This is a genomic window from Streptomyces carminius (assembly GCF_002794255.1).
GTDB lineage: Bacteria > Actinomycetota > Actinomycetes > Streptomycetales > Streptomycetaceae > Streptomyces > Streptomyces carminius.
This window is the reverse complement of record NZ_PGGW01000068.1, coordinates 22,188-47,263: the sequence shown is the minus strand read 5'-3', so window position 1 is coordinate 47,263 and position 25,076 is coordinate 22,188. Positions and strand designations below refer to the sequence as shown.

The following is a 25,076-nucleotide window of genomic DNA, read 5'->3' as shown; positions in this document are numbered from 1 at the left end:
ATTCGACCGCGCGCCCGGTCCGGGACCTGGCCCGGCCGGGTCACTTCCTCTCGATGTCCAGATGCGCCACGAGGCCGGTGAAGAGCCGCTCCCCCGACTCCCTGCTCTCCCCCGCCGCGGGCATCTGCACCACCAGCCGCCACTCCTCGGCCTTCTCGTCGATGTAGTAGAACTCGCGGCGCCGGAGCCTGTTGCCCTCCTCGTCGCCGTCCGGGACATAGGTCACCGTCAGCTCGGCGGCGCGCGGCTCGCCCCGGTACTCCGCCTCGGTGACCCGGCCCTCCACCTCGGTCATGTCGCTCTCGTAGGGCTTGTCCCGGTAGAAGTCCAGCCACTCGTTGGCCTCGGCGACCGGGCTGTTCCACTCGTCGTGGTTGCGCTGGAGCCAGACGGTGAAGTTCTTGTCGGGCGAGGTCAGCATCACCTCGTTGTCGTCCACCGAGCGCGCGTAGTCCGCCGGGGCGCCCAGCGAGGCGTTCACCCGGTCCTTCTCGTCGTACCGCTTCCAGCCCTCGGGCAGGCCGTCGTCGACGGGCCAGTACAGCGCCGCCGCCACCGCGGCGGCGGACAGCAGCACACCGGTGCCGGTGAGCACCCCGGCCCGGCGGCTGGTGCGCAGCGCCCGGCCGGCCCGGGACAGCGGCCCCGGCCCGCCGCCGCCCGCCAGCCGGGCCGCGGCGGCCGGGCGGGCGATGCTCTCCAGCTCCTGCCGCACCTCCACGGCGTCCGGTCGGGCGGCGGGGTCCTTGCGCAGCAGCCGCATGACGAGCGCGCTCAGCGCGCCACCGGCCCGGGCCGGGTTCTGCGGCTCGGCCGAGATGATGGCCTGGAGCGTGGCGGGTGCGGTGGAGCGGCGGAACGGGGACATGCCCTCGACCGCCGCGTACAGCACCACGCCCAGCGACCACAGGTCGGACTCGGGTCCGGGCCGCTGCCCCAGCACCCGCTCGGGGGCTATGTACTCGGGCGAACCGACGAAGGCGCCGGTCTCGGTGAGTTTCTGCTCGCCCTCGACCTGGGCGATGCCGAAGTCCGTGAGGACGACCCGGTCGTGCCTGCCGAGCAGGACGTTGTCCGGCTTGACGTCCCGGTGCAGCACGCCCACCTCGTGCGCGGCGGCCAGCGCGCCCAGGACGGCGAGGCCGATCCGGGCCGCCTCCCTCGGCTCGATGGTGCCCTCGGCCAGCACCTCGCCCAGGGAGTGCCCCTTGACCAGCTCCATCACGATCCAGGGGCGGCCGTCCTCCACCACCACGTCGTGGACGGTGACGACGGACGGGTGGTCGATCCCGGCGGCGGCCCGGGCCTCGCGGCGCATCCGCTGGTACGCCGTCTGCCGCTCGTGCTCGCTCAGGTGGTCGGGGAGCCGGGGCTCCTTGATCGCCACCTCGCGGCCCACGGTCTCGTCCCGGGCGCGCCAGACCGTGCCCATCCCGCCGTGGCCGAGCCGGGCCAGCAGCCGGTAGCGCCCGCCGACGAGCCGGTCGCCGTCCGGCTGCCCCGCCCGCGGCTCCTCCGGCGGCACGGGCCGGGCCGGCGGTGCGGGCCGGCCGGGCCGCGCCGCGGTCCGGGTGGGCTGGTACGCGACGGCGGCCCGGTCGGCCCCGGGCAGATCCCGCGGCGCGGGCGCCCCGGGCGGCGGCAACTCGTAGCTGGTGGGCTCGTGCGCCCGGTCTGGCTGGTCGGTCATGGGCCCATCAGTACCCTGTGGCCGTTCCCGGGCGCCACAGTTGTTCCCATCAGGTGCCGAAGCTGTGACACCCGGCGGGCGGGACGGCCGGCCGCCGGGGCCTCAGCCGGTGACGCGGTAGGTGTCCGCCAGCTTCCCGAAGTGCCGGTCGACGGCGGCCTTCCGGCTCTCCGGGCCCCTGACCAGCACCGTGTGGTAGCGGCCGTCGATGATCATCGACCGGTCGCGCACATAGGTCTCGCCCCCGCCGTCGCGCCAGCTGAACCGGCCCTCGGCCATGACCGTGCGGCCGACCTCTATCCGCCGCATACCGGAGTTGGTCGCCCAGTCGGCGGCCCGGTACGCCTCCAGCTCCGGCTGCTCGCCCGTGAGGTACGCCATCGGGTCGTCGCCGTACTCCTCGGTGGTGTCCCGGCCGGGCACGACGACCAGCTCCAGGCCGCCGCCGGTGAAGACGGTCTGCCCGCTGCCGTTCGGGCCGCCGCGCCGCCAGCCCTCGGGGACGGCGATCTGGAAGCCGCCGCCCTTGTGCACGGTGTAGCCGTTGAGTCCGGCGGCCGGCTCCTCGGTCTGCGGCTGCTCGGATCCGCCGGCCGCCCCGGCCGACTCCCGCGGCGCGGACGACTCGGGCTCCGCCGAGGGGCCGGAGCCCTCCTTCCGCTGTCCTTCCTGCTCACCGGGCTGGGTGCCCACCCGGCCGGCGCGCTGGTTGCCGGTGTCCGCGGAGGAACCCTCCCCGGCCCCGGGCATGAACAGCGCGGCGTACACCAGCGTCCCGGCGAGCAGCGCCAGGATCAGCCCGACCAGCACCAGCCCCAGCCGGCGCGGGCCGCCGCCCCCGCGGGCCCGCCGGTGCCGGGCGCGGGTGGGCACCGGCGACCGCTCGGTACGCCTCCTGCGGACCAGCTCGCCCCGGCGCCGCAGGATCGGCAGCCGCCGGGGATCGGCGGGTGCGGCGGCCTCCAGCGTCAGGGGCGCGGTGACCGTGTGCCGCCCCACCTCCGGTTCGGGCGCGGACCGGATCAGGGAACGCAGCCAGCCGCCCAGCTCCTCGAAGTCCGGCCGCTCGGTCGGGTCCTGGCGCAGCAGCGACTCCACGACGGGCCGCAGCGCCCCGCACTCCTCGGCGAACGCGGGCGGCTCGGCGCACACCATCTGCGCCAGCTCGGCCGCGGACTCCTCCGGGTAGGGCGCGTGCCCCTGCACCGCCCGGAACAGCAGCGCGCCCAGCGCCCACAGGTCGGCCGCCGGGCCGACGGGCGGTGCCAGCCGCCAGTTCTCGTACACCGGGCCGGCCTGCTCGGGTGCCCAGCGCTCGGTGACGGCGCCGACGACGGCGATCCGGGTCTGGCGGGCGCGTTCGGCGGCGAGCGCGGTGGCGGGGCCGCGGTAGCGCCCCTCGCTCTCCCGGTCCCAGCGCGGGCCGCTCTCCCCGTGCTCGCCGCTCTCCCCGTGCTCGCCGCCCTGCGCGTGCTCGCCGGGCCCGTCGGGAGCCCCGTGCGCCCCGTGTGCCTCGTCCTCGCCGCCGCCGGCCGGCCATCCGTCGGTCCGGCGGGCCTCCACCTCGGCCCGGGCCGCGGCGGCCCGGGTACCGGCCCGGTACGCGGCGATGGCGCCGCTGCGGGCGCCGCGCTCGGTGCCGCGGCCCGGCTCCGGGCCGAACCTCCCGGGACCGGGCGGGCCGGTGAAGCCGGGGGCCGCGGGGAGACCGGGCGGCACCGCCGGGAGCGCCCGGGACGTGCCGCCGGTGCCGCCGGGCCGGTCGCCGGACGACTGCCGGGGCACCCCGCCCCGGGGCGGGGTGCCCCGGGGCGGGACGGGGCCCGCGAGACTGGCGGGCACGGCCGGGCCGCCGGGTGGGCCTGCCTCGCCGGGCGGGGCCTCGGGCACATGGCCGCGCGGCAGCACGCTCGGTGGCGCCGGAAGCGGGTCGTAGCCGCACAGGGCCTCCTCCGCCGCCCCGACGGCCAGACCGGTCAGGAAGGCGCGTCCGTCGTCGCAGACGAGGACGGTGCGGGGGGTGATGTTGCGGTGGACCCAGCCGTGCGCGTGGACCGCGCGGAGCGCGGCGAGCAGGTCGGCGGCTATCTCGGCGGCCCGGTGAGGGCTCAGCGGACGCTCGGCGAGCACCGCGGCCAGCGGCCGGCCCGCGACGAGTTCGCTGACGATCCACAGCCCGTCGTCCTCGACGAAGACGTCGAAGACCTGGTCGAGCCGGGGGTGGTCGGGAATCCGCGAGGCGGCCTGTGCCGCCTCCACCGCGCGCCGCACCGCCGGATCGGCCGGACGGCGGGTGGCCCGGCCGGGATACGCGCCGGCGCCCCGGCCCACGAACTCCGCGTCGACCACCTCGGGCAGCGGCACCTGGCGGACCAGCACCTCCTGCCCGCTGGCGGTGTCGTACGCGCGGGACTCCACGAGTTCGTACTCGTCGGACGGCGGACGCGGCAGCCGGTACCGGTCGGCCAGCAGTCGGCCCGAGTAGTCGTCCACGGAGCACCTCCCCAGAGCCTACGGTCCCTCAAGACGCGTTCCCATCAACCGGATGACGGATGCGCAGGGTCCGCACCCTATGACGATACGTGCCGGAGGGGCCTCGCGTCGCCGGTCGGGCGGTCACGTCCCGTTCCGGTGCTTTCCGGGGTGCCTCGCGGGACTCCGCGAGACCTCGCGAAGAGGGGGAACGCCTTTCAGGAGAGCGGCCGGAACGTCCGGAAAGCGGTTTCCCGCACCGTACGGCACTCCGCGCCGTCCCACTTGTCCGCCGCACAGGTGATCATGACGGCGTAGCCGCTGTCGCCGTCCACCCGGAAGCCCCGGTTGAGGACGTGTACCCGCCGGCCGCCCTCGGTGCGCTCGAACGTCCAGTCGGCGACGGTCGGATAGTCGCGCCAGTCCACGGACTTGATGCCCAGCCGCGAGTAACCGCTGCTGCTGCCGCGCACGGCGGGCTCCAGTGATCTCCAGGCGGCCGCCGCGTCCTCGCCGGGGCTGCCGCTGAAGTCGACCTGGATCTTGGGCAGACCGCCGCCGGACGGGGTGTAGATGCCGCCGGAGTTCTGCCCCGCTATGCCGGTGCGCCGGTAGCCCTCCGGCATGGCCATCGAGAAGTTGAAGCGGTCGTCGGTGACCGTCTCGTAGCCCTCGGGCGGCGCCGTGCCGTCCTGGTTGTCCTGGCTGCCCCGGCCGGCGTTGTCGCCGCTCCCCTCCGCGCCGTCCGCGCCGCCCTGGTCGCCCCGGCCGTCCTGACCGCCCTGACCGTCCGTCCGGCCGCCCTCGCCGGAGGGCTCGGTGTCGGGGGACGCTCCGCCGTCCCCGCCGCCGGAGTTCTGCCCGCCGCCGCCGGAGTCCTGCTCACCGCCGCCGGAGGACACGGCCGAGCCGTCCTCCCCGGCCTGTCCGCCGTCGCCGGCGTCCCCGCCGCCGAGCACCAGGGCCAGTACGGTGCCGAGCACGGCCAGCGCCACCACGGCGGCGACCACCGCCAGCCCGGCGGGCCGGCGCGCCTTGCCCACCAGCGCGGACGCGCGGGTCCGGAGCACGGAGGCGGCCGCGCCGCCGGAGCCGCCGCTCCGGCCGCCGTCGGACGCCGTACCGGCCGTGGCGGGCGCCTCGGAGGCGGACGCGGCGGGGGCGGACGCGGCGGGGGCGGACGCGTCCGCCGGGGTGCCCGCGGCGCCCGCGGTCGGCGCGGCGTCCGTTCCGCCGCCGCGCCGGGACGCGGCGGCACCGGCCGTCGCGGCTGCCACGGTGTCGCGCACGGCCTTCAGCGCCTCGCGCAGCCGTTCCCCGTTCGTACCGCCGCCCGCACCGGCCCCGGACGCCCCGGACGCCGCGGACGCCCCGGTGTCCCCGCCGTTTCCGGCGCCGGCGGGGCCTGCGGTGCTCCCGGCCGCCTTCTCCGCTCCGGCGGACTTCTTCCCGGCCGCACCTGCCGCACCCGCCAGCGGCATCACGGTGGTACGGGTGCCCCCGTCCTCCGCCGGCGCCGCCGCGGGGGCGGGCCCGCCGAGCGCCCGCTCCAGCAGCGCCCGCGCGCCGGGCTCGTCCAGCCGCTGCTCCGGTTCCTTGTGCAGCAGGCCGCGGATGACCTCCGTCAACTCCCCGGCGCGCGCCGGGGTCTCCAGGGGCTCGGTCATCACCGCGGTCAGGGTGGCGATCGCCGAGCCCTTGTCGTACGGCGGGTGGCCCTCCACCGCCGCGTACAGCAGCCCGCCCAGCGACCACAGGTCGGACGGCGGCCCGGGGCGCTGGCCGCGGGCCCGCTCGGGCGCTATGTAGGAGGGGGCCCCGACCAGCATGCCGGTGGAGGTCAGTGAGGGGTCGCCCTCGATCTGGGCGATGCCGAAGTCGGTGAGGACGACCCGGCCGTCCTCCTCCGCGATGAGGACGTTGGACGGCTTCACGTCGCGGTGCAGGATGCCCTCGCGGTGCGCGGCGCGGAGCACGTCCAGGATCGCCAGGCCCACCTCGGCCGCCCGGCGCGGCTCCAGCGGCCCGTCCTCGCGCAGGACGTCGGCCAGCGAGCGGCCCTCGACCAGTTCCATGACGATCCACGGCCGGTCGTCGTCGTCCACCACGTCGTAGACGGTGACGGCACTGCTGCTGCGGATCCGGGCGATGGCCTTGGCCTCGCGCAGGGTGCGCTTGATGAGCCGCCGCTTCTCCTCCTCGTCCACGCTGGACGAGAAGCGCAGCTCCTTCACCGCGACGGTGCGGCCCAGGATCTCGTCCTCCGCCCGCCACACGGTCCCCATGCCACCGCGCCCCAGGACGTCGCTCAGCCGGTAGCGCCCGCCCAGCAGCCGTCCGGCCTTCTTCCCGCGGCCGTCCACGTCGCCCATGTGCTTCCTCACACTCAGCCCGCCCCAGCAGTCGCCTCACATTCTCACCCATCGGGTGAGGCACGGCGTACGCGGCCGTCGGCGCGCCACCGGAACGGCGGTGCGCGGTCGCGGCGCTGACGCTTCGACACTCCGGGATACCCCGTATCGCGCGGTTCACCGCGGTCCGGGGCCCTTCGGCGCGGTTCGCCGGGGTCCGGCGCCCCGGGTCCGCAGCGGCCCACAGCACCTCGGAGCGGTCCGGGACGGTCCGGGACGGTCCGGAGCGGTCCGGAACGGTTCAGAGCGGAACGATGTCCGGGGCGCCCAGCCGCGCGGCGTCGGCGGTCTGGTCGTCGGGCTGCCGCTGGGACTCCCGCTCGGCCTCGACCCGCTTCTCGTAGTGCGCCACCTCGCGTTCGATCCGGTCGCCGTCCCAGTCGAGCACGGAGGCCATCAGCTCGGCGCACTCGCGGGCGCTGCGGGTGCCGCGGTCGAAGGTCTCGATGGAGATGCGGGTGCGGCGGGTGAGGACGTCGTCCAGGTGGCGGGCGCCCTCGTGCGAGCAGGCGTACACCACCTCGGCCTTCAGGTAGTCGTCCGCGTACGGCAGCGGCTCGCCCAGCGAGGGTTCCCCGGCGACCAGTGCCAGCACCTCGTCGGTGAGCGCGCCGTACCGGTTGAGCAGATGCTCCACCCGGGCCACGTGCAGCCCGGTGCGGGCGGCGATCCGGGCACGGGCGTTCCACATCGCCGGGTAGCCCTCGGCGCCGACCAGCGGTACGTCCTCGGTGCAGGACGGGGCGACCCGGTGGTCGAGACCGTGCACGGCGGCGTCGACGGCGTCCTTGGCCATCACCCGGTAGGTGGTGTACTTGCCGCCCGCGACCACCACCAGGCCCGGCACCGGGTGGGCGACGGTGTGCTCGCGGGAGAGCTGGCTGGTGGCCTCCGACTCCCCGGCCAGCAGCGGGCGCAGCCCGGCGTACACGCCCTCCACGTCGTCGCGGGTGAGCGGCACCGCCAGCACGCCGTTGACCCGGTCCAGCAGGTAGTCGATGTCGGCGCTGGAGGCCGCCGGATGGGCCTTGTCCAGGTCCCAGCCGGTGTCGGTGGTGCCGACGATCCAGTGCCGCCCCCAGGGGATGACGAACAGCACGCTCTTCTCGGTGCGCAGGATCAGCCCGGTGGAGGAGTGGATGCGGTCCTTGGGCACCACCAGGTGGATGCCCTTGGAGGCGCGGACGTGGAACTGCCCGCGCTCGGCGATCATCCGCTGGGTGTCGTCGGTCCACACCCCGGTGGCGTTCACCACCTGGCGGGCGCGCACCTCGTACTCGCCGCCCTGCTCCAGGTCCCGCACCCGGGCGCCGACCACCCGTTCGCCCTCGCGCAGGAAGCCGACCACCCGCGCCCGGTTGGCGGCGTGGGTGCCGTAGGCGGCGGCGGTGCGGACCAGGGCGGCGACGTAGCGGGCGTCGTCCATCTGCGCGTCGTAGTACTGCAGGGCTCCCACCAGGGCGTCCTTGCGCAGGCACGGGGCGACGCGCAGGGCCTGGCGGCGGGTCAGGTGCCGGTGGTGGGGCAGGCCGCGGCTGCGCCCGGAGGCGGTGCCGAGCACGTCGTACAGCGCCACGCCGGAGCCCGCGTACAGCCGCTCCCAGGCCCGGTGCTTCAGGGGGTAGAGGAAGGGGACGGGTTTGACCAGGTGGGGGGCGATCCGCCGCAGCAGCAGGCCGCGTTCCTTGAGGGCCTCGCGCACCAGGGTGAAGTCCAGCATCTCCAGATAGCGCAGCCCGCCGTGGATCAGCTTGCTGGAGCGGCTGGAGGTGCCCGAGGCCCAGTCGCGGGCCTCGACGAGCCCGGTGCTCAGGCCCCGGGTGGCCGCGTCCAGGGCGGTGCCGGCCCCGACCACACCGCCGCCGACGACCAGTACGTCCAGCTCGCGTTCCGCCATGCGGGCGAGTGCCTCGGCCCGCTCGGCCGGTCCCAGTGCCGCTGTCCTCACCGCTGCCTCCTGATGGGTCGTCCGTCGGCCCCGACCATGACCCCTACCCGGTTACCCGCGCCATCCGCCTACGCGCGCGCCCCTTCTTCGCGCCCCTTCCCGCCTTCCGTGTCCCTCCCTGCCCTGCCGTCCCGCCCTGTCCAGGTTCACGGCTCTCCGCCATTCCCACGACCTTGGGCTCCCCGCGGGGCACCGCTCCGCGGGCAATCCACCATATCTGTCGTATATGTGCTTAACCTGACAGCACCCATGGGCCGGTCCGCAAGCCGAACCGGCCCCGTCCGCCGGCGACAGGGAAAGGGACACCACCTCATGCCCGTCGATCTCGCCGTCCTCGGTCTGGGCCGTCTCGGCCTGCCCGCGGCCCGCGCGGCCACCACCGCCGGCATCGGCACCGTCGGCTACGACCCCGACGCGGACACCGTCGCCGAGCTGGGCGCCGGGCGTCCCCCGGCGGGCGGCGGGCTGTCGGCGGCCGAGGTCCGCCGGATGCTCTCGGCGGGCTTCCGGGCGACCCGCGACCCGGCCGTCCTCAGCCGGGTGCGCACCGCCCTGATCTGCGCCCCCACCCCACCGGGCGAGGACGGCGCGCCGGACCTGGGCGCGGTACGGGCGGCGGCCCTGGCCCTGGGCGAGCATCTGCGCCCGCGCACCACCGTCGTGGTGGAGTCGGCCGTCCGGCCGGGTGGCACCGAGGAGTACGTCGCCCCGCTGCTGGAGCGGGCCTCGGGGCTGCGCGCCGGGCACGACTTCCACCTCGCCTGCGCCCCACCCCGGCTGGACCCGGGCAACCGCGCCCACGGCTACGCCAACACCCCGCGCGTCATCGGCGGACTGACCCCGGCCTGCACCGAGGCCGCCGCCGCGTTCTACGGGCGGCTGACCGAGAAGGTGGTGCGGGCGCGCGGACTGCGCGAGGCCGAGATGACGGCGGTGCTGGAGACCAACTTCCGGCACGTCAACATCGCCCTGGTCAACGAGATGGCGGTGCTCTGCCACGACCTCGGCGTCGATCTGTGGGACGTGCTCCGCTGCGCGGAGACCAAGCCCTTCGGCTTCCTGCCCTTCCGGCCCGGCCCCGGGGTGGGCGGCCACGGCCTCCCCGTCGACCCCGCCCGGCTGGACCGCGGGGAGCGCACCTCGGACTGCCCGCTGCGGCTGGTCGGGGCCGCCCTGGAGGCCAACGCCCGGATGCCCCGCTATGTGGCCCACCGGGCGGCCGCCCTCCTCAACGAGCACGGCAAGTCGGCCCGCGGCGCACGGGTGCTGCTGCTCGGCGTCACCTACAAGGCGGACCTCGCCGACCGGACCGGCTCCCCCGCCCCCGAGATCGCCCGGCGGCTGCTGGACCTGGGCGCGCGGATCGGCTACCACGACCCGCACGTGCCGCGCTGGGAGGTGGCGGGCCGGCCCGTGCCGCGCGCCGACTCGCTGTACGAGTCCGCCGCCGCGGCCGACCTGACCCTGCTGCTCCAGCACCACCGCGTCTACGACCTGCAGAGCCTGTCCGCCAAGGCCCAGCTCCTCCTCGACACCCGCGGCGCCAGCCCGGCGGGCGCCGCCCACCGGCTGTGACGAACGGACGGGGCCGGGACCCGCGGACCGTCCGTCCGCGGGCCCCGGCCCGTCACTCGCGCGCTCCCGCCGGTCAGCGGGAGACGGTGACCTCCACGCGCTGGAACTCCTTGAGTTCCGAGTAGCCCGTGGTGGCCATGGCCCGGCGCAGCGCGCCGAAGAAGTTCATGGAGCCGTCGGGGCTGTCCGAGGGGCCCAGCAGGATCTGCTCGGCGGTGCCGACCGTGCCCAGGTTCACCCGCCTGCCGCGCGGGACGACCTCGTGGGCGGCCTCCATGCCCCAGTGGTAGCCGCGGCCGGGCGCGTCGGTGGCACGGGCCAGCGGGGAGCCCATCATCACCGCGTCCGCGCCGCAGGCGATCGCCTTGGGCAGGTCGCCGGAGAGGCCCACACCGCCGTCGGCGATGACATGGACGTACCGGCCGCCGGACTCGTCCAGGTAGTCGCGGCGGGCCGCCGCCACGTCGGCGACGGCGGTGGCCATCGGCACCTGGATGCCCAGCACGCTGCGGGTGGTGTGCGCGGCGCCGCCGCCGAAGCCCACCAGTACGCCCGCGGCGCCGGTGCGCATCAGGTGCAGCGCGGCGGTGTACGTGGCGCAGCCGCCGACGATGACGGGGACGTCCAGCTCGTAGATGAACTGCTTGAGGTTCAGCGGCTCGGCGGCCGAGGAGACGTGCTCGGCGGAGACGGTGGTGCCGCGGATGACGAACAGGTCCACGCCCGCGTCGACGACCGCCTTGGAGAACTGCACGGTGCGCTGCGGGGAGAGCGCGGCGGCCGTCACCACGCCGGAGTCGCGGACCTCCTTGATCCGCCGCCCGATCAGCTCCTCCCTGATGGGCGCGGAGTAGATCTCCTGGAGCCGGCGGGTCGCCGTCGCCTCGTCCAGTCCGGTGATCTCCGCCAGCAGCGGCTCGGGGTCCTCGTAGCGCGTCCACAGCCCTTCGAGGTTGAGCACCCCCACGCCGCCCATCTCACCGATGCGGACGGCGGTGCGCGGCGAGACGACCGAGTCCATCGGCGCGGCCAGGAACGGCAGCTCGAAGCGGTAGGCGTCGATCTGCCAGGCGATCGAGACCTCCTCCGGGTCCCGGGTGCGCCTGCTGGGCACCACGGCGATGTCGTCGAAGGCGTACGCGCGCCGGCCGCGCTTGCCACGGCCGATCTCGATCTCAGTCACGTGCTGGGCCCTTCCTACGGTCTACGGCCCCAAGTATCCCCGAGAGCCTCGGCGGGAACCGCACCCGGGGCGGCGGACGGCCGCGGTACGGCCCGCCGGGTGTCCGGCGGGCCGTACCGCGGCCGTCACGGGCTCAGCGCCGGGAGTAGTTCGGCGCCTCGGTCGTCATCTGGATGTCGTGCGGGTGGCTCTCCTTGAGCCCGGCCGCCGTGATGCGCACGAAGCGGCCCCTCTCCTTCAGCTCCGGGACCGTCCGGCCGCCCACGTAGAACATCGACTGCCGCAGTCCGCCGACGAGCTGGTGGACCACCGCGCCCAGCGGGCCGCGGTAGGGGACCTGGCCCTCGACGCCCTCGGGGACGAGCTTGTCGTCGGCGGCGACCGCCTCCTGGAAGTAGCGGTCCTTGGAGTACGACCTGGCCTGGCCGCGCGACTGCATCGCGCCCAGCGACCCCATGCCCCGGTAGGACTTGAACTGCTTGCCGTTGATGAACAGCAGCTCGCCCGGCGACTCCTCGCAGCCCGCCAGCAGGCTGCCGAGCATCACCGTGTCGGCGCCGGCGACCAGGGCCTTGGCGATGTCGCCGCTGTACTGCAGACCGCCGTCGCCGATGACCGGGACACCGGCCTCCCGGGCGGCGAGCGCGGCCTCGTAGATGGCGGTGACCTGCGGGACGCCGATGCCGGCGACCACCCGGGTGGTGCAGATGGAGCCCGGTCCGACACCGACCTTGATGCCGTCGGCGCCGGCGTCGACCAGCGCCCGGGCGCCCTCGCGGGTGGCGACGTTGCCGCCGACCACGTCGACCGGGGAGTTGGACTTGATCTTGGCGACCATCTCGCCGACGAGCCGGGAGTGGCCGTGCGCGGTGTCCACGACGATGAAGTCGGCACCGGCCTCGATCAAAGCCTGGGCCCGCTCGTAGGCGTCCCCGGCCACCCCGACCGCCGCGCCGACGATGAGCCGGCCCTCGGCGTCCTTGGCCGCGTTGGGGTACTTCTCGGCCTTGACGAAGTCCTTGACGGTGATCAGGCCCTTGATCACGCCCTCGTCGTCGACCAGCGGCAGCTTCTCGATCTTGTGGCGGCGCAGCAGCTCCATCGCGTCCGGGCGGGAGATGCCCACCTTGCCGGTGACCAGCGGCATCGGCGTCATGACCTCGCGGACCTGGCGGCCGCGGTCCGTCTCGAAGGCCATGTCGCGGTTGGTGACGATGCCCAGCAGCCTGCCCGCCGCGTCGGTGACCGGCACCCCGCTGATCCGGAAGCGGCCGCACAGCTCGTCCGCCTCGCCCAGGGTGGCGTCCGGGCGGATGGTGATCGGATCGGTGACCATCCCGGACTCCGACCGCTTGACCCGGTCGACCTGGGTGGCCTGGTCCTCGATGGAGAGGTTGCGGTGCAGTACGCCGACCCCGCCCTGGCGGGCCATGGCGATGGCCATGCGCGCCTCGGTGACCTTGTCCATCGCCGCGGAGATCAGCGGGACGTTCACCTTCACGTTGCGCGAGACGTGCGAGGAGGTGTCGATGTCCTGCGGAGCCATGTCCGACTCGCCGGGGAGCAGCAGCACGTCGTCGTACGTCAGCCCGAGCGGGGCGAACTTCGCGGGCACTCCTTCCGGGCTCTCCGCGCTGCCCACACTGCCGCTGTTGTCCGTCATGACGCCTTCCATGGCACCTTCCCCATACTCTTGCCCGGCGCGAGCGTCCATGCTATCGGCCCCGCCGGGTGCCCGGTGCCGGACATCCGGCCGTGCGCCGGACCGTCCCGGTCACCGCGCCGCCACCCGGCCCGCCGCTTACCGGCTGCTTCCGCCGGCCCGTTCACCGCCGGCCCGTTCACCGCCGGCACCGGCGGCCGGCTTCCCGGCGGTCGTCTCACTGCTCGGCGAGGGCCCGCAGTCTCGACAGGGCCCGGTGCTGTGCAACGCGTACGGCCCCCGGGGACATTCCGAGCATCTGCCCGGTCTCCTCGGCGGTCAGCCCGACCGCGACCCGCAGCAGCACCAGCTCGCGCTGGTGCTCGGGGAGGTTCGCCAGGAGTTCCCGCGCCCACTTGGCATCGCTGCTGAGCAGGGCCCGCTCCTCCGGGCCGAGCGAGTCGTCGGGCCGCTCGGGCATCTCGTCCGAGGGCACCGCCGTACTGCCCGGGCCCCGCATGGCGGCGCGCTGGAGGTCGGCGATCTTGTGCTGGGCGATGGCCGTGACGAACGCCTCGAAGGGCTTGCCGGTGTCCCGGTAGCGCGGCAGCGCGCACAGCACCGCCAGGCAGACCTCCTGGGCCAGGTCGTCGACGAAGTGCCGGGCGTCCCCCGGCAGCCTGGTCAGCCGTGTCCTGCAGTAGCGCAGCGCGAGCGGATGGACGCGGGCCAGCAGGTCATGGGTGGCCTGCTCGTCTCCCTCCGCCGCACGCCGGACGAGGGCACCGATCTCCCCCCGGCCGCCGGCCGCGGGGGACGTCTCGTCGTCGCGCATCGGTCCATGGTGCACCCGTGGCGGAAGTTCCGCCGCACCGCGTCCGTGGTTGTGCGCCGAAGCGTTATGGACAGGGGCACTCGCTGTCACGTCCCGCGCCCTCCCCTCACGCCTGGCCGTCCGGTCCCCGAGGAACTCCATACCCCCAGGATGCGGCACGCGCGAAATTACGGCACCGGGCCGTCCCCCGAAGGCCCCGCCGCCGTCCGCGGCCGGCGGCCGGGCGGAACCCCTCCGGGCCGGGGTCCGTCCCCGTGCCGGACGGGCCCGGCGGGCCGGTGGGGCGGGGAGTCCACGGCTCCCCGGCCGGCTGCCCCGGCCGTCCGCGCCCCGGGACGGAACACCTAGCGGACGAGCCCCCAGCGGAAACCGAGCGCCACGGCGTGTGCCCGGTCGGAGGCGCCCAGTTTCTTGAACAGCCGCCGCGCGTGCGTCTTCACCGTGTCCTCGGAGAGGAACAGCTCCCGCCCGATCTCGGCGTTGGAACGGCCGTGGCTCATGCCCTCCAGGACCTGGATCTCCCGCGCGGTGAGGGTGGGGGCGGCGCCCATCTCGGCCGAGCGCAGCCGGCGCGGCGCGAGCCGCCAGGTGGGGTCGGCCAGCGCCTGGGTGACCGTGGCCCGCAGTTCGGCGCGCGAGGCATCCTTGTGCAGATAGCCGCGGGCCCCCGCGGCGACGGCGAGCGCCACCCCGTCGAGGTCCTCGGCGACGGTCAGCATGATGATGCGGGCGCCCGGATCGGCCGACAGCAGGCGCCGCACGGTCTCGACGCCGCCCAGACCGGGCATCCGCACGTCCATCAGGATGAGATCGGAGCGGTCGGCCCCCCAGCGGCGGAGGACCTCCTCGCCGTTGGCCGCCGTGGTCACACGTTCCACGCCGGGCACGGTCGCGACCGCGCGGCGCAGCGCCTCTCGGGCGAGCGGGGAGTCGTCGCAGACGAGGACGGAAGTCATGGTCGCCCTCCGCAGCTCATGCGCATCACCTTTGGCCTCCAGGGCTGGTACGAATCGTCACCTGTGCGGTTGACCGGCCCGGACATCCGTCCGGCACTCGCCCTCGCCAACCGCCTCCGCACACTCAACGACGGTCACCCGAAAGAGTTACGGTCTCCGGCGCCCGCTTTCAACACCCTACGTGATGGCCCGGACACGGAGGGGGTATCCGGCCCAGTTCAGCGGCCGTGTCGTCATTTGCCCTGTTTGGCGGGTTTTCTTTTTATTGTTCGCGTCTGCCGCCTGAATCGCGAAGATACATATTTACATCTACTCGTACCGTGGATGTACGGTCGTGACTGTTCTCGACTGGTTCACCGGCATCAGTGCGCTTCCGAGAGGACAAGCCATGGCAGATTTCTCCCGCCTACCGGGGCCCAACGCCGATCTGTGGGACTGGCAGCTGCTGGCCGCCTGCCGGGGAGTCGACAGTTCGCTGTTCTTCCACCCCGAGGGAGAGCGAGGGGCGGCGCGCAGCGCGCGCGAGGCCTCCGCCAAGGAGGTCTGCATGCGCTGCCCGGTCCGGTCGGAGTGCGCCTCCCACGCGCTCACGGTGCGCGAGCCGTACGGAGTGTGGGGCGGTCTGACCGAGGACGAGCGCGAGGAGCTGATGGGCCGGGCCCGCAGCCGGCTGGCCGTGGCCGGCGGCGGCTGACGGACGGCTTCGCCAAAAGGACCGGTCCCCCGTCCGGCCCGGCCCGGGACGCGAGTGAGGCGAGGCGGGGCGGGGCGGGCCGCTCAGCGCCGGGCGGCGGCGGACAGCCGGTCCAGTACGGCCGCGACCACCGGTACGCGCGCGAGGTCCGGCAGCGTCAGCGCCACCACCTCGCGCCGCACCTCCGGGCCGATCCGCACCGTCCGCACCCCTCTGGGACGCACCGGCTCCAGCGCCATCTCGGACAGCACCGCCACGCCCAGGCCCGCGCCGACCAGCCCCACCGCGGCCGGGTAGTCGTCGGTGGCGAAGTCGATGCGCGGGGTGAAACCCGCCCGCCCGCAGATCCGCACCAACTGGCGGCGGCAGCGCGGACAGCCCGCGATCCAGGACTCCCCGGCCAGTTCCGCGAGTTCCACGCGCTCCGCGTCCGCCAGCCGGTGGTCCCGGGGGACCAGCCCGACGAGCCGGTCGGTGAGCAGCGGCCGCGCCACCAGTCCGTCCTTCCCCCACTCCTCGCCCTCCTGCCCGGGCTCCTGCCCGGCCTCCGGCGCACCGGAGCCCGCACCGGCGGCGGGGTCCGGGTAGCGGTAGGCGAGCGCGATCTCGCACTCCCCCTCGCGGAGCATCTCCACCGAGGACGGCGGCTGCGCCTCGACCAGCGACATCCGGACGCCGGGGTGCTCCGCGCGCAGCGCGGCGAAAGCACCCGGCACCAGGGTGGCGCTGGCGCTGGGGAAGGACACCAGCCGCACCCGGCCCGCCCGCAGCCCGGCGATGGCCGCGACCTCCTCCTCGGCCGCGGTCAGCGAGGCCAGGATGCCGGCGGCGTGCCGCACCAGCGCCTCGCCCGCCTCGGTCAGCCGGGTCTCCCGGCCCGTGCGGACCAGCAGCAAAGTGCCCACCGTCCGCTCCAGCGCCCTCATCTGCTGGCTGACGGCGGGCTGGGTGCAGCCCAGTTCGCGGGCGGCGGCGGAGAACGACCCGGTGCGGGCCACGGTGCGCAGCACCCGGAGATGGCGGGCCTCGATCACCGCTCCACCATAAGCACCGCTCCACCACAAGCGGACTCCGCGGGCGGGGCCGGACCGGCGTCCGGGCACCCGCTCGCCCCCGCCGGGGCCCGGGCCCGCCGTTGTTCTAGTGTCCTGAGTCGATAGTTCGTTGGCGGTTGTAGGGTTGGGGGATGCCGGGCCCGAAGCCGTTGTCATTGGAGTTGTCCGAGCGCGAACGCCGCGTACTGCGAGGCTGGTTGCGCAAGCGGACCGCGTCTCAGGCCCTGGTGCTGCGCGCGAGGATCGTGCTGGCATGCGCCGAGGGCCGCCCGAACGCGCAGGTCGCGCAGGAGCTCGGTATCTCGCGGGAGACGGTGCGCAAGTGGCGGTCCAGGTTCGCTTCCGACCGTCTTGAGGGGCTGGTCGACGCTCCGCGCTCCGGTGCCCCGCGCCAGATCACCGACGAGCAGGTGGAGTCCCTGGTCGCCCGGACCCTGGACCAGGCGCCCCCGTCGGGGGATTCGCACTGGTCGACGCGGTCGATGGCCCAGGCCGCGGGCATGTCGCAGTCGGCCGTGGCCCGGATCTGGCGGGCGTTCGGCCTCAAGCCGCACATCGTGCAGACCTGGAAGCTGTCCACCGACCCGCAGTTCGTGACCAAGGTCCGTGACGTGGTGGGCATCTACCTGTCCCCGCCGGAGAACGCCCTGGTTCTGGCGGTGGACGAGAAGTCGCAGATCCAGGCCCTGGACCGCACCCAGCCGGTGCTGCCGCTGGCACCGACCACGCCGGCGCGGATGACGCACGACTACGTCCGGCACGGCACCACCAGCCTGTTCGCCGCCCTGGACATCGCCTCCGGCTCGGTCATCGCCCAGCACTACCGACGCCACCGCCACCAGGAGTTCCTCCGCTTCCTGAAGACCATCGACGCCGCCGTGCCCAAGGACCTGGACCTGCACCTGGTCCTGGACAACTACGCCACCCACAAGACCGAAGCGGTCAAGAAGTGGCTACTGCGACACCCTCGCTTCCACCTGCACTTCACCCCCACCTCCGCCTCCTGGCTCAACCTCGTCGAGCGCTGGTTCGCCGAGCTGACCTGCCGCAAACTCCGCCGCTCGGCCCACCGCAGCGTCGTCGAGCTGGAACGAGACATCCGCGGCTGGATCAACGAGTGGAACAAGAACCCCAAGCCGTTCATGTGGACCAAGACCGCAGACGAGATCCTCGACACCCTCGCCGCATACTGCACACGAACTAACGACTCAGGACACTAGCCTGCCTGCCATGCGACTTCTCTCCGTGAACCTGGCCCGGCCCCGCGCCGCCGACTACACCGACGCCCCCGGCGGGGCCACCGGTATCGGCAAGCGGCCGGCCGACGGCCCGGTCGCCGTGGCCGCGCCCGGCCCCAGGGGCGCGGGCGGCAGCGGGCTCGCCGGGGACTTCGTCGGCGACCTGCGCTTCCACGGCGGCGACCACCAGGCCGTGTACGCCTACGCCCGGGAGGACCTGGACGACTGGGCGGCGGCCCTCGGCCGGGACCTGCCGAACGGCGTCTTCGGCGAGAACCTGACCACCGCGGGAGTCGACGTGTGCGGCGCCCTGATCGGCGAGCGCTGGCGCGTCGGGGAACGGGTGGTGCTGGAGGTCTCCACCACCCGCACCCCCTGCCGCACGTTCACCGGCCGGCTGACGGAACTGGGCGTCCTCCCGGCGTCCCCCTCCGCACGGGGCGCCGAGGAGGGTCCGGGAGGTCCCGGGACCTCCGGTGATCCGGGGAAGCGCCCGGAACGCTGGCTGAAGCGGTTCACCCGGGCAGCCGTGCCCGGCGCCTATCTGCGGGTGGTCGAGCCGGGCGAGATCCGCGCCGGGGACCCCGTCGAGATCCTGTACCGGCCGGACCACGAGGTGACCTCCGCCTTCCTCTTCCGCGCGCTGACCACCGAGCGCGAACTGCTCCCGCGCGTCCTGGCCGCCGGGGACGCGCTGCCGCCCCGGGAGTACGAGGAGGCGCGGCGGTACGCCGGGCAGGCCCGGGAGACCGGGGAGACCGAAAAGAGGGGCCGGACGGCGCGCCCCCCGGCGTCTCCCGGCGCTTCCGGCGCCTCCTGACCGGCCGGTCCGTCCGCCCGGCCGGATAGCGTGCCCGTATGACGACTGCACTGATCACAGGAGCCACCGCGGGCATCGGGGCGGCGTTCGCCCGGCGGCTGGCGCGCGACAAGCACGACGTGGTGCTGGTGGCCCGGGACACCGAGCGGCTGCGGCGGCACGCCACGGAACTGCACGACCGGCACGGCGTCGAGGCGTCCATACTCACCGCCGACCTGGCCACGGACGAGGGCATCGAGGCGGTCGAGGAGCGGCTCCGCGACCGGAAGCACCCGGTCGAGATGCTGGTCAACAACGCCGGCTTCGGCCACAAGGGGCGCTATCCGGAGGTCCCGATGGAGGACGAGCTGCGGATGCTCAAGGTGCACTGCGAGGCCGTGCTGCGGCTGACCACGGCGGCCGTGGGGAGCATGCGCGAACGGGGCCGGGGCGCGGTGGTCAACGTGTCCTCGGTGACGGCCTTCGTGCCGCGCGGCACCTACGGTGCCTCCAAGGCGTGGATCGCGCAGTTCACCCAGGGCGCGGCCCGGGACCTGGGCCCGTCGGGGGTGCGGCTGATGGCGCTGTGTCCGGGCTTCGTGCGGACCGAGTTCCACCAGCGCGCCGAGATGCGGACGGAGAAGGTGCCGGGGTGGATGTGGCTGAACGCGGACCGCGTCGTGGACACGGCCATGGCGGATCTGGCCAGGGGCCGGGTCCTGTGCATTCCGGACCCGCGTTACAAGACGCTCCTGGGCGTGGCCCGGCTGGCGCCCCGCGGCCTGGTCTCCCGCGTGTCCTCCAGCGTCGGGCGCTTCGGCCCGAGGTGACGGGCCGTACCGGCGGCGGCACGACAACGGTCCGGCTCCCCCCGCGGGGGGAGCCGGACCGTACCGCGCGGCGGCCGGGGCCGGGAAGGTGCGGCCCCGGCGGACGCCTCAGCGGGTGCCTCAGTGGGCGTGGCCGTGACCGTGGCCGGCGGCCTCCGGCTCCTCCTCGGCGGGCTTCTCCACGACCAGGGTCTCGGTCGTCAGCAGCAGCGAGGCGATGGAGGCGGCGTTCTCCAGGGCGGAGCGGGTGACCTTCACCGGGTCGATGACGCCGGCCTTGACCAGGTCGACGTACTCGCCGGTGGCGGCGTTGAAGCCGTGGCCCTTCTCCAGCTCGGCGACCTTGGAGGTGATGACGTAGCCCTCCAGGCCGGCGTTCTCGGCGATCCAGCGCATCGGCTCGACCAGCGACTTGCGGACGACCGCGACACCGGTGGCCTCGTCGCCCTCCTTGCCCAGGCTGCCTTCCAGCACCTTGGCGGCGTGGACCAGCGCGGAACCACCGCCGGAGACGATGCCCTCCTCGACCGCGGCGCGGGTCGCGGAGATGGCGTCCTCCAGACGGTGCTTCTTCTCCTTGAGCTCGACCTCGGTGGCCGCGCCCACCCGGATCACGCACACGCCGCCGGCCAGCTTGGCGAGGCGCTCCTGCAGCTTCTCGCGGTCCCAGTCGGAGTCGGTGGTCTCGATCTCGGCCTTGATCTGCGCGACCCGGCCCTGCACGTCCTCGCTCTTGCCGCCGCCGTCGACGATGGTGGTGTCGTCCTTGGTGACGGTCACGCGGCGGGCGGTGCCCAGCACGTCCAGACCGGCCTGGTCCAGCTTCAGGCCGACCTCCTCGGCGATGACGGTGGCGCCGGTCAGCGTCGCCATGTCGCCGAGCATCGCCTTGCGGCGGTCGCCGAAGCCCGGGGCCTTGACGGCCACCGCGTTGAAGGTGCCGCGGATCTTGTTGACCACCAGCGTGGACAGGGCCTCGCCCTCGACGTCCTCGGCGATGATCAGCAGCGGCTTGGAGCTGTTCGCCTGGATGATCTTCTCCAGCAGCGGCAGCAGGTCCTGGATGGAGGAGATCTTGCCCTGGTGGATCAGGATGTACGGGTCGTCGAGGACGGCCTCCATCCGCTCCTGGTCGGTCACCATGTACGGCGACAGGTAACCCTTGTCGAAGGCCATGCCCTCGGTGAAGTCCAGCTCCAGACCGAAGGTGTTGGACTCCTCGACGGTGATCACACCGTCCTTGCCGACCTTGTCCATCGCCTCGGCGATCAGCTCGCCGACCTGCTTGTCCTGGGCGGACAGCGCGGCGACGGCGGCGATGTCGGACTTCTCGTCGATCGGCCGCGCGACGGCGAGCAGCTCGTCGGAGACGGCCTTGACCGCGGCGTCGATGCCCTTCTTCAGGGCGGCGGGGGACGCGCCGGCGGCGACGTTGCGCAGGCCCTCGCGGACCAGCGCCTGGGCCAGCACGGTGGCGGTGGTGGTGCCGTCGCCCGCGATGTCGTTGGTCTTGGTCGCCACCTCCTTCACGAGCTGGGCGCCCATGTTCTCGTAGGGGTCGTCGACCTCGACCTCACGGGCGATGGTGACACCGTCGTTGGTGATGGTCGGGGCGCCGAACTTCTTGTCGATGACGACGTTGCGGCCCCTGGGGCCGATCGTCACCTTCACGGTGTCGGCAAGCTTGTTGACGCCGCGCTCGAGGGCGCGACGGGCGTCCTCGTCGAACTTCAGGATCTTCGCCATGGTTGCTTCGGTCCTCCCGGGCCTGTGGGGTCCTCGTCGAACGATCCGCGCCCCGGCCCCGGCTGTGTCAGAGGCGGGTGCCGGGGCGCGGATCACAGGCGGCCTTCGCCGCCTGCTTCTTACTTCTCGATGATCGCGAGGACGTCGCGAGCCGAGAGGACGAGGTACTCCTCGCCGCTGTACTTCACCTCGGTGCCGCCGTACTTGCTGTACAGCACGATGTCGCCGACCTTGACGTCGAGCGGCAGCCGGTTGCCGTTCTCGAAGCGGCCCGGACCGACGGCCAGGACGGTGCCCTCCTGGGGCTTCTCCTTGGCCGTGTCCGGGATGACCAGGCCCGAGGCCGTGGTCTGTTCCGCGTCGAGCGGCTGGACCACGATGCGGTCCTCGAGCGGCTTGATGGCAACCTTGGAGCTAGTGGCGGTCGTCACGATCCGACCTCCCCCTTCGGAGATCTCAGCGGGGTTTGGATGTCTGGGGTGGCGACCTGGTAGATCCGTCGTCGCGGGTGCCGGATCTGCCTGTCGCTGGATTGGCACTCTCCATGGGGGAGTGCCAGATCCGAGACTATGCGGGCGTTAGCACTCAGTCAACCGGAGTGCCAACGCACGGCGCGTTGCGCGCACCCGCGCCGGTACGCTGGCCCCGTACCGCGTCGAGGTGTCCGCCCGTGAGGAGTGCCGCCGATGACCGCAGAGCCGCTGCCCGACTGGTTCTACCCGCCGCCCGGCGGCTGGACCGCCGACGACCTGGACCGGTTGCCGCCGGACGCCCCGCGCTTCGAACTGATCGACGGAGCCCTCGTGATGATGTCGCCGCAGACCGAGTTCCACAGCATGGTGATGCGGCGGCTGGCCAACGCCATAGAGCTCGCGGCCCCTCACCACCTGCGAGTTCCTGCTGAGATGTCGATCCGGCTGGGTGAACGCCAGCGTCCCGAGCCGGACATCCTGATCGTCGACGCTCCTCCCCGGAAGAAGCGCACCTCCTACCTCCCCGAGGAGGTCGTGCTCGCCGTCGAGATCGTCTCGGACGAGTCAGCGGTACGCGACAGGGAGGCCAAGCCGGTGAAGTACGCCAAGGCCGGGATCCGGCACTTCTGGCGGGTGGAGGAGGAGAACGACGAGCCGGTCGTCCACGTCTACGAACTGGACGACACCACCGGCGCGTACGTGGCCACCGGCATCCACCGCGGCAGGCTTGCCGTTCCGGTGCCCTTCCCCATGGAGATCGACCTCACCACGCTGTACCGGCGCTGAGATGATGGGCCGGTGCACGCGCCCTCCGACGACCCCACCGACCCCCCGGCCGATCCCGTGGCCGTCTTCCACCGTCTGCTGACCGATGAGGGGCAGCGCCTCCTGGCCGAACTGCGGGAGTACGACCCCGGGCAGGAACTGGCCGTCGCCACCCGGCTGCGCCGGGACCACCCGGCCGAACTGGTCTCGGCGGCCATTGCCCAGGCGCGGCTGCGGCAGCGGGCGGCGGCGAAGTTCGGGCCCGGGGACGACGGAGACGACGGGGATGCCGCCCGGATGTACTTCACCCCCGACGGTGTGGAGCAGGCCACCCGAGCAAACGTGGCCGCGTACCGCGCCGGGCGTTTCGCCGCGCTCGGAGTGCGGTCCGTCGCCGATCTGTGCTGCGGCATCGGCGGGGACGCCATCGCCCTGGCCCGCGCGGGCATCCACGTCCTGGCCGTCGACCGCTCCCCGCTGACCTGCGAGGTCGCCCACGCCAACGCCGGGGCGCTGGGCCTGGCCGACCGGATCGAGGTGCGGTGCGCCGATGTGGCGGAGGTGGACACCGGCGGCTTCGACGCCGTCTTCGCCGACCCGGCCCGGCGCGGCGGGCGCGGCCGGATCTTCGACCCCGAGGCGTACTCGCCCCCGCTGTCCTGGACCGTGGCCGCCGCCCGCCGCGCCCCGTACGCCGCCCTGAAGGTGGCGCCCGGCATCCCCCACGAGGCGGTGCCCGAGGACGCGGCGGCGGAGTGGATCTCCGACGGCGGGGAGGTGAAGGAGGCCGTGCTGTGGTTCGGGCTGCCGACGGCGGAGCGCGCGACGCGCGCCACCCTGCTGCCCGGCCCCCGCACCCTGGCCGCCGCCGGACTGCCCGATCCTCCCGCCGGGCCGGTCGGCCGCTATCTGTACGAGCCGGACGGCGCCGTCGTCCGCGCCCATCTGGTCGCCGAGGTGGCCGCGGCGGTCGGCGGGCGCCTGATCGACCCGACGATCGCCTATGTCACCTCCGACGAGCTGCGCCCGGTGCCGTACGCCACCGCGTACGAGATCACGGACACACTGCCCTTCAACCTCAAACGGCTGAAGGCGCTGCTGCGGGAGCGCGGGGTGGGCACACTGACGGTGAAGAAGCGCGGCTCGGCCGTCGAACCGGAGGAACTGCGCCGGAAGCTGAAACCGTCCGGCCCGAACGCGGCCACGGTCTTCCTCACCCGCGTCGCGGGCGCCCCGACGACACTCCTGGGCCGGCCGGTCCGCTGACACCGCGCGCCGCACCGGACAGACTCACCCCCGACCGCGCACCAGGGGAACACCGGGAGGGGAACCGTGGACGACGGCCGCGCTCTCGACGTCAGCGAGGAGAAGCTGAGAGACCTCGCGTCCGATCCGCGCGACATGGGCGACTACCTGGCGAAGAAGATCAAGGAGCTCAACGCGCTGGTGGACGGCGTCGACGGCAAGTGGCGCAGTTCGGCCGCCGCCTACAAGGACCTCCAGCGCGGTGTCAACGACGACGCCTGGCGCATCCAGAAGGCCCTCGCCCTCATCGAGCGGGGCGTGGAGAAGAGCCGGGACGGATTCACCGCTCAGGAACTGGACGCACTGCGGAGTTTCCGCCGGATCCTCGACTCCTGGGAGCGGCCCGCCGAGCCGACGACCGTCACGAGTTCGATATCGGACTTCGCGGGCGTCCCCCGGCTCCCCGGACCGAACCCGGGTCCGGCCGCGTCCAGGAGTCCCATAAAAGACTTGTGCAGGAGCCTGGATCCCCCTTCATCGTCCTCACGGCCATGCCGACCAACGATAAGCCGCCCGCCGAGGAGGGCAGTTGAGAGAACCCACAAGCACTGAATGGGAAGCGGCCATCTCCATGTACGAGGAGAACTACTCATTCGCACGGGTAGGACCCCGGAGGCACAGAGAGTGGATCAGCGACCTCCTGCCGATAATGGCTCGTGAGGTCAGCGACCCGCGCGGATGGGCTGCCGTAGAATGGGATGAGCACCTGAAGAAAGAGCGCCCGGAAACCCCCAGGGGCTTCCCTTTCCGAGAGCTGGACGAAGCCGCCATGGCAACGCACCTCAATGAGGTGTGCGGAAATTCCGCCGCCCAGCTCCTCGTTGCCATCACAGACCAGTGGTTCCGGGTTTCCAACATCTCTGATTTCACTACCAAAAGAGAAGAGCTACTGGCGAAAGCCAAGGTCATCCTTTCCAGATTCCAGCCGGACTGCTCTTATTACACGAACGCAGGGGCGGCACGCCAGGAACACTCTCCGGACTTCTTCAAAAAAGCACCCAGCGGCGCAACCTTCACCGAATACATCATGGACGCAGGACTGGTCGCGGTATCCGATTATGAAGTCGGCGCATTTTGGGGCTTCAATGCGGATTAGCTTGCGCCGCCTGAGGAAGCATGCACCACTGAGGCTTTCTCAGCGAAATGATCTACGCGAAGTCGGATGAGATTCCGGTATCCGGACGATTCGGGTAGTCCTGCCCCGGTGGCGGGCAGACGTAAAGCCCCTGGTAGGACAGGTCTCACCAGAGGAATGGATCCGCCGTTCGTCGTCCTGACATCGATGCCCACCACTCCGTGAGAAAAATGACAACGTACACAGGCGCCGTCTTCAACAATGGACCGATCTCAAGAATTCTGGAGATCTCGTCGTCTTCACGAACTCCGGGAAGCCCTCCTTTCGAAGAAGATATCACTCGCTTCTGCAGGATGATCAGGAGCTCCAGCACCGCCGACTGGG

The 25,076-nt window shown here is 73.3% G+C and carries 20 protein-coding genes; 9 read left to right on the top strand and 11 right to left on the bottom strand.

From position 1 onward, the window contains the following. Positions 1-40: 40 nt before the first annotated feature. The 4 genes from CUT44_RS26645 to CUT44_RS26630 all read right to left on the bottom strand — a co-directional run bounded on the left by CUT44_RS26645 (position 41) and on the right by CUT44_RS26630 (position 8,521). Positions 41-1,690, bottom strand: coding sequence for a serine/threonine-protein kinase (locus CUT44_RS26645; RefSeq protein WP_100204526.1), 1,650 nt, complete (start codon positions 1,688-1,690; stop codon positions 41-43). A gap of 102 nt (positions 1,691-1,792) precedes the next feature. Then, positions 1,793-4,183 carry a protein kinase gene (locus CUT44_RS26640; protein ID WP_100204525.1) on the bottom strand — a complete coding sequence of 797 codons (2,391 nt, stop codon included), beginning with the start codon at positions 4,181-4,183 and terminating at the stop codon, positions 1,793-1,795. 197 nt (positions 4,184-4,380) lie between these two features. Beyond that, positions 4,381-6,534: a serine/threonine-protein kinase gene (locus CUT44_RS26635; protein WP_100204524.1), complete on the bottom strand. Its 2,154-nt coding sequence runs from the start codon at positions 6,532-6,534 to the stop codon at positions 4,381-4,383. A gap of 280 nt (positions 6,535-6,814) precedes the next feature. Next, a complete protein-coding gene (locus CUT44_RS26630; protein ID WP_100204523.1) occupies positions 6,815-8,521 on the bottom strand; it encodes a glycerol-3-phosphate dehydrogenase/oxidase in 1,707 nt (568 codons plus the stop codon). Positions 8,522-8,833: 312 nt separating this feature from the next. Here CUT44_RS26630 and CUT44_RS26625 point away from each other — a divergent pair, with 312 nt between their 5' ends. After that, entirely contained in the window at positions 8,834-10,096 is a 1,263-nt protein-coding gene (locus CUT44_RS26625) for a nucleotide sugar dehydrogenase (RefSeq protein WP_100204522.1), read from the top strand. A gap of 73 nt (positions 10,097-10,169) precedes the next feature. Here the strand turns inward: CUT44_RS26625 and CUT44_RS26620 are convergent, their stop codons facing one another. From CUT44_RS26620 to CUT44_RS26605, 4 genes are all read right to left on the bottom strand, one after another. Continuing rightward, positions 10,170-11,279: a GuaB3 family IMP dehydrogenase-related protein gene (locus tag CUT44_RS26620; protein WP_100204521.1), complete on the bottom strand. Its 1,110-nt coding sequence runs from the start codon at positions 11,277-11,279 to the stop codon at positions 10,170-10,172. Between the two features lie 133 nt (positions 11,280-11,412). Further along, entirely contained in the window at positions 11,413-12,942 is a 1,530-nt protein-coding gene (guaB, locus tag CUT44_RS26615; protein ID WP_100204601.1) for an IMP dehydrogenase, read from the bottom strand. A 217-nt stretch (positions 12,943-13,159) separates the two neighbouring features. Continuing rightward, a complete protein-coding gene (locus CUT44_RS26610) occupies positions 13,160-13,756 on the bottom strand; it encodes a sigma-70 family RNA polymerase sigma factor (RefSeq protein ID WP_332888291.1) in 597 nt (198 codons plus the stop codon). 344 nt (positions 13,757-14,100) lie between these two features. Next, a complete protein-coding gene (locus CUT44_RS26605) occupies positions 14,101-14,712 on the bottom strand; it encodes a response regulator transcription factor (RefSeq protein ID WP_003948568.1) in 612 nt (203 codons plus the stop codon). Positions 14,713-15,100: 388 nt separating this feature from the next. Between CUT44_RS26605 and CUT44_RS26600 the strand changes: the two genes are divergently transcribed. Beyond that, the gene (locus CUT44_RS26600) at positions 15,101-15,406 is read left to right on the top strand and encodes a WhiB family transcriptional regulator (RefSeq protein ID WP_100204519.1); all 306 of its coding nucleotides are present in this window, start codon (positions 15,101-15,103) and stop codon (positions 15,404-15,406) included. A gap of 83 nt (positions 15,407-15,489) precedes the next feature. Here CUT44_RS26600 and CUT44_RS26595 read toward each other — a convergent pair whose 3' ends face one another. Then, the gene (locus CUT44_RS26595; protein ID WP_100204518.1) at positions 15,490-16,440 is read right to left on the bottom strand and encodes a LysR family transcriptional regulator; all 951 of its coding nucleotides are present in this window, start codon (positions 16,438-16,440) and stop codon (positions 15,490-15,492) included. A gap of 152 nt (positions 16,441-16,592) precedes the next feature. On the opposite strand from CUT44_RS26595, the gene CUT44_RS26590 reads away from it, so the two are divergent. The 3 genes from CUT44_RS26590 to CUT44_RS26580 are packed head-to-tail and all read left to right on the top strand — an operon-like array spanning position 16,593 to position 19,328. Beyond that, on the top strand, positions 16,593-17,681 hold the full coding sequence (locus CUT44_RS26590; RefSeq protein WP_100204517.1) for an IS630 family transposase: 1,089 nt from the start codon (positions 16,593-16,595) through the stop codon (positions 17,679-17,681). Between the two features lie 10 nt (positions 17,682-17,691). Then, entirely contained in the window at positions 17,692-18,519 is an 828-nt protein-coding gene (locus tag CUT44_RS26585) for an MOSC domain-containing protein (RefSeq protein ID WP_100204516.1), read from the top strand. A 38-nt stretch (positions 18,520-18,557) separates the two neighbouring features. After that, positions 18,558-19,328, top strand: a complete 771-nt coding sequence (locus CUT44_RS26580; RefSeq protein WP_100204515.1) for an SDR family NAD(P)-dependent oxidoreductase — start codon at positions 18,558-18,560, stop codon at positions 19,326-19,328. A 120-nt stretch (positions 19,329-19,448) separates the two neighbouring features. On the opposite strand, the gene groL is transcribed toward CUT44_RS26580, so the two are convergent. Then, a complete protein-coding gene (gene groL, locus CUT44_RS26575) occupies positions 19,449-21,074 on the bottom strand; it encodes a chaperonin GroEL (RefSeq protein WP_100204514.1) in 1,626 nt (541 codons plus the stop codon). 119 nt (positions 21,075-21,193) lie between these two features. Beyond that, on the bottom strand, positions 21,194-21,505 hold the full coding sequence (gene groES, locus CUT44_RS26570) for a co-chaperone GroES (protein WP_100204513.1): 312 nt from the start codon (positions 21,503-21,505) through the stop codon (positions 21,194-21,196). Between the two features lie 255 nt (positions 21,506-21,760). On the opposite strand from groES, the gene CUT44_RS26565 reads away from it, so the two are divergent. From CUT44_RS26565 to CUT44_RS32880, 4 genes are all read left to right on the top strand, one after another. Further along, positions 21,761-22,333 carry a Uma2 family endonuclease gene (locus CUT44_RS26565; RefSeq protein ID WP_100204512.1) on the top strand — a complete coding sequence of 191 codons (573 nt, stop codon included), beginning with the start codon at positions 21,761-21,763 and terminating at the stop codon, positions 22,331-22,333. A gap of 12 nt (positions 22,334-22,345) precedes the next feature. Continuing rightward, positions 22,346-23,578, top strand: a complete 1,233-nt coding sequence (locus CUT44_RS26560) for a class I SAM-dependent methyltransferase (protein WP_100204511.1) — start codon at positions 22,346-22,348, stop codon at positions 23,576-23,578. Between the two features lie 66 nt (positions 23,579-23,644). Beyond that, positions 23,645-24,169, top strand: coding sequence for a WXG100 family type VII secretion target (locus CUT44_RS26555; protein WP_100204510.1), 525 nt, complete (start codon positions 23,645-23,647; stop codon positions 24,167-24,169). Between the two features lie 97 nt (positions 24,170-24,266). Then, the gene (locus CUT44_RS32880; RefSeq protein WP_146252310.1) at positions 24,267-24,713 is read left to right on the top strand and encodes a hypothetical protein; all 447 of its coding nucleotides are present in this window, start codon (positions 24,267-24,269) and stop codon (positions 24,711-24,713) included. Positions 24,714-25,076: the final 363 nt, after the last annotated feature.

Bases quoted from the DNA above. Each gene is read 5' to 3' on its own strand.
- CUT44_RS26610 (WP_332888291.1), bottom strand. From the start codon at position 13,756: ATGCGCGACGACGAGACGTCCCCCGCGGCCGGCGGCCGGGGGGAGATC.
- groL (WP_100204514.1), bottom strand. From the start codon at position 21,074: ATGGCGAAGATCCTGAAGTTCGACGAGGACGCCCGTCGCGCCCTCGAG.
- CUT44_RS26635 (WP_100204524.1), bottom strand. From the start codon at position 6,534: ATGGGCGACGTGGACGGCCGCGGGAAGAAGGCCGGACGGCTGCTGGGC.
- guaB (WP_100204601.1), bottom strand. From the start codon at position 12,942: ATGACGGACAACAGCGGCAGTGTGGGCAGCGCGGAGAGCCCGGAAGGA.
- CUT44_RS26565 (WP_100204512.1), top strand. From the start codon at position 21,761: ATGACCGCAGAGCCGCTGCCCGACTGGTTCTACCCGCCGCCCGGCGGC.
- CUT44_RS32880 (WP_146252310.1), top strand. From the start codon at position 24,267: ATGGCTCGTGAGGTCAGCGACCCGCGCGGATGGGCTGCCGTAGAATGG.
- CUT44_RS26580 (WP_100204515.1), top strand. From the start codon at position 18,558: ATGACGACTGCACTGATCACAGGAGCCACCGCGGGCATCGGGGCGGCG.
- CUT44_RS26645 (WP_100204526.1), bottom strand. From the start codon at position 1,690: ATGACCGACCAGCCAGACCGGGCGCACGAGCCCACCAGCTACGAGTTG.
- CUT44_RS26600 (WP_100204519.1), top strand. From the start codon at position 15,101: ATGGCAGATTTCTCCCGCCTACCGGGGCCCAACGCCGATCTGTGGGAC.
- CUT44_RS26585 (WP_100204516.1), top strand. From the start codon at position 17,692: ATGCGACTTCTCTCCGTGAACCTGGCCCGGCCCCGCGCCGCCGACTAC.
- CUT44_RS26625 (WP_100204522.1), top strand. From the start codon at position 8,834: ATGCCCGTCGATCTCGCCGTCCTCGGTCTGGGCCGTCTCGGCCTGCCC.
- CUT44_RS26605 (WP_003948568.1), bottom strand. From the start codon at position 14,712: ATGACTTCCGTCCTCGTCTGCGACGACTCCCCGCTCGCCCGAGAGGCG.
- CUT44_RS26590 (WP_100204517.1), top strand. From the start codon at position 16,593: ATGCCGGGCCCGAAGCCGTTGTCATTGGAGTTGTCCGAGCGCGAACGC.